The 6,168-nt window shown below is 61.0% G+C and carries 4 protein-coding genes; 3 read left to right on the top strand and 1 reads right to left on the bottom strand.

Features of this window, described 5'->3' with window-relative positions:
• Positions 1-57: 57 nt before the first annotated feature.
• The 3 genes from QZ540_RS03705 to QZ540_RS03695 all read left to right on the top strand — a co-directional run bounded on the left by QZ540_RS03705 (position 58) and on the right by QZ540_RS03695 (position 4,490).
• Positions 58-747 (top strand): nucleoside triphosphate pyrophosphatase, encoded by a 690-nt coding sequence (locus QZ540_RS03705; protein ID WP_294627848.1) that lies wholly within the window; start codon positions 58-60, stop codon positions 745-747.
• A gap of 150 nt (positions 748-897) precedes the next feature.
• Positions 898-2,718 (top strand): biotin carboxylase N-terminal domain-containing protein, encoded by a 1,821-nt coding sequence (locus QZ540_RS03700; RefSeq protein WP_294627846.1) that lies wholly within the window; start codon positions 898-900, stop codon positions 2,716-2,718.
• A 371-nt stretch (positions 2,719-3,089) separates the two neighbouring features.
• On the top strand, positions 3,090-4,490 hold the full coding sequence (locus tag QZ540_RS03695) for an MFS transporter (RefSeq protein WP_294627844.1): 1,401 nt from the start codon (positions 3,090-3,092) through the stop codon (positions 4,488-4,490).
• 160 nt (positions 4,491-4,650) lie between these two features.
• Here QZ540_RS03695 and QZ540_RS03690 read toward each other — a convergent pair whose 3' ends face one another.
• Positions 4,651-6,069, bottom strand: a complete 1,419-nt coding sequence (locus tag QZ540_RS03690) for an NAD(P)H-quinone dehydrogenase (RefSeq protein WP_294627842.1) — start codon at positions 6,067-6,069, stop codon at positions 4,651-4,653.
• Positions 6,070-6,168: the final 99 nt, after the last annotated feature.

Raw genomic sequence — 6,168 nt, 5'->3', positions numbered from 1 at the left:
CTACACGGCTCTGAACACTCTTTCCCTACACGACGCTCTTCCGATCTAATAGAACCTATGAGTACCACACCGACCCGATTGATTCTTGCCTCCGCCTCCCCGGCGCGCCGCAAGCTCCTGGAAGACTCCCGCATCGCCTTCACGGTGCGCGTCTCCTCCGTAGATGAGGACGCCGCGCTCGCCGCCGCCAACGAGCAGGCGCGAGCGCAGGGACGTGCGGGACTCACCCCGGCTGAGACCGCCTCCCTGCTGGCGCAGTTGAAGGCGCAGGCGGTTGCCGCGGAGCTTGCCACCGAGGGTGTGCGCGACGCACTGGTTCTGGGTTGCGATTCGGTGTTCGAGTTTGAGGGCGTCGCCTACGGCAAGCCCCACACGGCGGAGGCGGCACGCGAGCGCATCAGCGCAATGAGCGGCAACCACGGCGTACTGCATACCGGTCACGCGCTCGTGGATTTGCGCGGTATTGAGCCGGGCACTGAACCGCCTACCGTTTCTGAACTGCGCAGCGCCACCGTCCACTTTGATAGGCTCAGCCCCGAGGAAATCGAGGCGTACATTGCCACCGGCGAGCCGCTCTGGGTGGCGGGTTCCTTCACCCTGGACGGTTACGGTTCGGCGTTTATTCGCGGTATTGAGGGCGAGTTCCACACGGTGGTGGGTCTGTCCATCCACGCGCTACGCGATATGCTGCGCCGCCGCGAAGTAGCGGTGACCGAGTTGTGGCTACCGCCTGAGGAAGAGAATTAGAACCAACCCATCGCATAAATCTGTCTCAAAGCGCGCCCTGAAATATACATTGTTGAACACCAATCGATAAGATAGAACAGTATGATGCGCGTTATATTCGCCAATCCTGCCGATGTATCCTTGGAGCAGGAGATTAAAGGAGAGCTTTAAGTGACTCAGCACCAGGCAGAAGCCGCCAAGAAATTTACTGCAGTCCCCGGCCGCCACACCGGCCCGGTCAGCAAGATTCTGATCGCTAACCGCGGTGAAATTGCTGTCCGCGTGATTCGTGCAGCCCGCGATGAGGGTCTGCAGACCGTCGCCGTCTACGCTGACCCGGACCGCGACGCCCAGCACGTGAAGCTTGCCGATGAAGCCTACGCTCTCGGCGGTGCCACTGCGGCGCAGTCCTACCTGGTGATGGACAAGCTCATTGAGATTGCTATCCGCTCCGGCGCTGACGCCGTGCACCCCGGTTACGGTTTCCTGTCTGAGAACGCGCAGTTCGCTCAGAAGTGCATCGACGCAGGTCTGACCTGGATTGGCCCCTCCCCCGAGTCCATTACCCAGCTGGGCGATAAGGTGGCGGCACGCCACATCGCGCAGAAGGTGGGCGCTCCCCTGGTGCCCGGCACCAAGGACCCGGTTAAGTCCGCCGATGAGGTTGTTGCGTTCGCAGATGAGCACGGCCTGCCCATCGCGGTGAAGGCGGCATTCGGTGGCGGTGGCCGCGGCATTAAGGTCGCCCGCGACCGCGAAAGCATTGTTGAAATGTACGAGTCCGCTGTTCGTGAGGCAACCGCGGCGTTCGGTCGCGGCGAGTGCTTCATCGAGCGCTTCTTGGATTCGCCCCGTCACGTTGAGACTCAGTGCCTGGCGGATGCGCACGGCAACGTTGTGGTGGTTTCTACCCGTGACTGCTCCCTGCAGCGCCGCAACCAGAAGCTGATTGAGGAGGCGCCCGCCCCCTACCTGACCGATGAGCAGAACGAGCGCCTGTACGAGGCGTCCCGCGCGATCCTGCGCGAGGCCGGCTACCAGGGTGCCGGCACCTGTGAGTTCCTGGTCGGTACCGACGGCACCATCTCCTTCCTGGAGGTCAACACTCGACTGCAGGTGGAGCACCCGGTTTCCGAGGAGATTTCCGGTCTGGACCTGGTTCGCGAGCAGTTCCGTATTGCTCGCGGCGAGAAGATTGAGGAGAAGGACCCGGTTCTGCGCGGTCACTCCTTCGAGTTCCGTATTAACGGTGAGGATGCGGGCCGTTCCTTCATGCCCGCACCCGGCACCATCGAGAAGATGACCGTGCCCACCGGCCCCGGTGTTCGCTGGGATTCCGGCTTCGTGGCTGGCGATGTCATCGGCGGTAACTTCGACTCCATGCTGGCTAAGCTCATTGTCACCGGCGCGGACCGTAAGCAGGCTCTGCAGCGTGCCCGCCGTGCCCTGGCTGAGCTGAGCATTGAGGGTATGCCCACCGTCATCCCGTTCCACCGCGTCGTGCTGGATGACCCTGCCTTCGCGCCGGCTGAGGGTGGCGAATTCAAGGTGCACACCCGTTGGATTGAGACCGAGTTCAACAACACTATCCCCATGTACTCCGGTGCTCCCGGTAGCGTGGATTCGGATGAGGACGAGCGCACCACCGTGGTCGTTGAGGTCAACGGTAAGCGCATGGAGGTGTCCCTGCCTGATCTGGGCGGCAGCACCAAGCCTGCCGCTAAGCCCGCCCCCAAGACCCGCAAGTCCCGTTCGGCACGCGGCGCGGCGAAGGGTGGCGGCGACGAGCTGACCAGCCCTATGCAGGGCACCATCGTGAAGGTCGCGGCTTCTGACGGCGACACCGTTGCTGAGGGCGACCTGATTCTGGTGCTGGAGGCGATGAAGATGGAGCAGCCCATTACCGCGCACAAGGCGGGTAAGGTTTCGGGTCTGTCCGCTAAGGCCGGCGATACCGTCACCTCCGGTGCGGTGCTGGCGACCATCAAGTAACTCTCGATGCCGCGGTTTTGCGACCGCGAGCGCGTAAGTTTGAAGGATCCCCGGGAGGGTATGAGGTATTACCTCGTGCTCTCCCGGGGATTTTCTATGTCCGCTCTTGCCTGTTTGGGTGGGATTTACGCCGCTAACCCTTGTGTTAGCGTCCATATAGTGACTGCGTTTGTTTGGGTTTTTCTGAACAGAGTTATAATGTTGCATTTTAGGGGAGCCTTTCAGATTCCGGCACCCACCCACCTCACCCGGTGCGGTCACGGCACCCGGTACGCGCCTACGGCACACCCGCCTCCCGCGCCGACCGGTCATGGAACACCTATCCCAGGCTCCACCTGTACACACAGTTCACCATTTCGGGAGTTTTCCTTATGAGCACCTCTGCACCCGACACGAAAGCGTCTGCTGCATCGGTGAAGAATACGACTCCTCGCAGTCGAGTTATTCTCGCCTCGCTCGTTGGTACCACCATCGAGTTCTACGATTTCTACATTTACGCCACCGCAGCAGTGGCTGTGTTCCCTGTGCTGTTCTTCCCCGCGAAGGACGCAACCACCGAGCTTCTGGCTTCCTTCGCGACCTTCGGCGTCGCCTTCATCGCCCGTCCCCTCGGTTCCATTATCTTCGGTCACTTCGGTGACAAGATTGGTCGTAAAGCAACCCTCGTTGGTGCGCTACTGACCATGGGTCTGGCGACCTTCATCATCGGCCTGCTGCCCACCTACCACCAGATTGGCCTGTGGGCACCGACCATGCTGACCATCATGCGTTTCTGCCAGGGCCTGGGCCTGGGCGGCGAATGGTCCGGCGCGGCACTGCTCGCCAGCGAATACGCTGAGGACGGCAAGCGCGCCCGCGCCGCCATGTGGCCTCAGCTGGGTGCACCCATCGGCTTCGTCTTCGCCAACGGCTTCATGCTGCTGCTGACCAGCTGGATTTCCTTCAACTCCGCAACCGACGGCAAGAACCTTGATCACCCCTTCCTCATCTGGGGTTGGCGTATTCCGTTCCTGCTGTCCATCGTGATGGTCGCCGTTGGCCTGTACGTTCGATTCAAGCTGGAGGAGACCCCCGTCTTCGCCAAGGCTGCCGCTAACAACGAGAAGGTTAAGACCCCGCTCGTTGAGGCGTTCAAGGTTGCCTGGTGGCCCATGATTCAGGGTACCTTCATCATGGTGGCGTGCTACGTGCTGTTCTACCTGATGACCGCGTGGGTTCTCTCCTACGGTATCGGCAAGGCCGATAAGGGCGGTCTGGCTATCCCCTACCGTGAGTTCCTGATTATTCAGCTGATCTCCATTACTGGCTTCGCGATCTTCATCCCGATCTCGGGTTGGCTGGCTGACAAGTACGGCCGCCGCACCCAGCAGCTGTGGACCACCATCGCTATGGCTGTCTTCGGTCTGTCCTTCGGCCTGTTCATCTCCCCCTCCGTCGTCGGTACCGGTGCGAACGCAAACGCCGCAGTGGTCACCCTCTTCATCTTCATCGGTATGTGCCTGATGGGTCTGTCCTTCGGTTCCATGTCCGCGTACCTGCCGGAGCTGTACCCCACCAACGTGCGCTACACCGCCAGCGGTATCGCCTACAACGTGGCGTCCATCCTCGGTGCGGCACTGACCCCGTTCGTGGCAGTGTGGCTGAACACCACCTACGGTGTGGCTGCAGTGGGCGGCTACCTGGCGTTCGCTTCGATTCTGAGCGTTGTCTTCATCCTGCTCACTCACGAAACCCGTGACGTGGACATGAACGCGGTCAGCACCACGAAGTAAAGCTTCGAGTAGCTAACGCGTCTCTACGGCAAAGCGGTGGGGGTCGCCTCCTGAATTTCTTAGATTCAGGAGGCGACCCCCACCGCTTTTGTACGCTTCAGAGATTCTGTGCACTTCAGAGATACCGGCTCTCTACAAGCCCAGGGTATCTATGCGCGGGCTACAGGCCGCGAGTGTGCAGCTTGCGTGCTGCCTCAGCAATCGAGCCGGAGAGCGAGGGGTAGACCGTGAAAGTATCCGCCAGGTCATCCACCGCGAGCTTCTTCTCCACCGCCAGAGCAATGGGGTAAATCAGCTCGGAAGCACGCTGACCAACCACCACGCCACCGATGACAGTGCCGGAGTGGCGGCGAGCAAAAATCTTCACGAAGCCGTCGCGCATCGCCATCATCTTCGCACGCGGGTTAGTGCTCAGCTGCAGGGTCACCGCATCACCACGGTAGGCACCCTCGGCAAGGTCCTTCTCGCTCACACCCACGGTCGCAATCTCCGGGGAGGTGAAGATGTTAGCCGCAACCTTATCGGTACGCAGGGGGCGCACCGCATCACCCAGGATGTGCGCCATAGCGATACGACCCTGCATCGCAGCCACGGAAGCCAGTGGGTAAACACCCGTGCAGTCACCAGCGGCGTAAATGCTGTTCACGCTCGTGCGGGACACACCGTCCACCTTAATATGACCGCTCGGGGTCTGCTCCACACCGGCTGCTTCCAGACCCAAATCTTCAGTGTTCGGAATCGAACCAATAGCCACCAGGCAGTGAGTGCCAGACACCTTACGGCCATCCGACAGGGTCACGATCACGCCGGTGCCGTCCTCGGTACGCTCAACAGCAGCCGCACGGGAACGCGGCATCACTCGCACGCCGCGACGCTCGAAGACGTCCTCCAGCACGCGGGCTGCATCCTCGTCCTCACCGGGAAGCACACGGTCACGCGAAGACACCAGCGTCACCTTCGAACCCAGACCGTTATACGCCGACGCGAACTCCGCACCGGTCACACCCGAACCAATCACGATCAGTTCCTCGGGAACCTCGCAGAGGTTGTAGAGCTGGGTCCAGGTCAGGATGCGCTCGCCATCAGGCATGCCGGTCGCCATTTCACGCGGATGCGTACCCACCGACAGCAACACAAAGTCCGCCTGCAGGGGGTAAACCAGACCCGCCTCGTCAGTCACCTGCACGGTGTGGCGGTCCAGGAGCTTACCGGTACCGTGAATAATCTTCACGCCGGCAGAAGCCAGGGCACGCTTAATATCGGCAGACTGCTGCTGAGCCAGGTCGCGGACACGGCGGTTCACGCGGTCCATATCAACACGAAGCTGCGGCGCCTTACCCTTCGTGTTTTCAATGCCCAGGCTACCCGCCTCGGAGAAGCGGGTCATCATATCCGCCGTAGCAATCAGGGTCTTAGAGGGCACAACATCAGTCAGAACGGCGGAGCCACCAATGGCATTACGCTCGATCAGAGTCACGTCCGCGTTAGATGCGGCAGCCACCATCGCCGCCTCGTAGCCGCCGGGGCCGCCACCAATAATTACAATTCGCTGAGATGCATAGTTCACCGTTGAAGTCATGCCTTAATTGTGAGCTATGCCGCCCCTACGGGGCAAACGCACTCGCCGTGCAGATGTGCCATATTGTGGCAACCTGCACGGCGAGTATTTTCTGACGTG

The sequence above is a fragment of the uncultured Rothia sp. genome, assembly GCF_916049665.1.
Lineage (GTDB): Bacteria > Actinomycetota > Actinomycetes > Actinomycetales > Micrococcaceae > Rothia.
This window is presented reverse-complemented; position numbering and strand designations above follow the sequence as displayed.

Excerpts from the sequence above, each read along its gene's own strand:
- QZ540_RS03705 (WP_294627848.1), top strand. The coding sequence starts at position 58 with ATGAGTACCACACCGACCCGATTGATTCTTGCCTCCGCCTCCCCGGCG.
- QZ540_RS03690 (WP_294627842.1), bottom strand. The coding sequence starts at position 6,069 with ATGACTTCAACGGTGAACTATGCATCTCAGCGAATTGTAATTATTGGT.
- QZ540_RS03695 (WP_294627844.1), top strand. The coding sequence starts at position 3,090 with ATGAGCACCTCTGCACCCGACACGAAAGCGTCTGCTGCATCGGTGAAG.